The organism is Psychrobacter sp. TB20-MNA-CIBAN-0197, from assembly GCF_040309765.1.
Classification (GTDB): domain Bacteria; phylum Pseudomonadota; class Gammaproteobacteria; order Pseudomonadales; family Moraxellaceae; genus Psychrobacter; species Psychrobacter submarinus.
This window is the reverse complement of record NZ_JBEOPC010000388.1, coordinates 1-283: the sequence shown is the minus strand read 5'-3', so window position 1 is coordinate 283 and position 283 is coordinate 1. Positions and strand designations below refer to the sequence as shown.

Sequence of the window (283 nt, the reverse complement as noted above, 5' to 3'; positions counted from 1 at the left end):
ATGGAAGAGGTTGAAAGATTGATGCGCGAAATGGAAGATGGCCGTAATCCGCAAGAAATCAAACGTATCCTTGCCGAAGAGTTAATCGAGCGCTTCCATGATGCCGATGCCGCTGCTAATGCTCATAAATCGGCTGGTAACGTATTGGCCGATGGCGAGTTGCCTGTGGATTTACCAGAAATTATGTTAGATCTAGAGGGGCAAGATGCCTTGTTTATCACCCAGATATTGAACCAAGCTAAGCTCGCTAAAAACAACTCAGCAGCTAAAGACATGGTAAAAC

The 283-nt window shown here is 45.2% G+C and carries 1 pseudogene; it reads left to right on the top strand.

The features are described from left to right. Positions 1 to 283: pseudogene (locus AAEY83_RS14160) on the top strand (tyrosine--tRNA ligase); the annotation flags it as partial.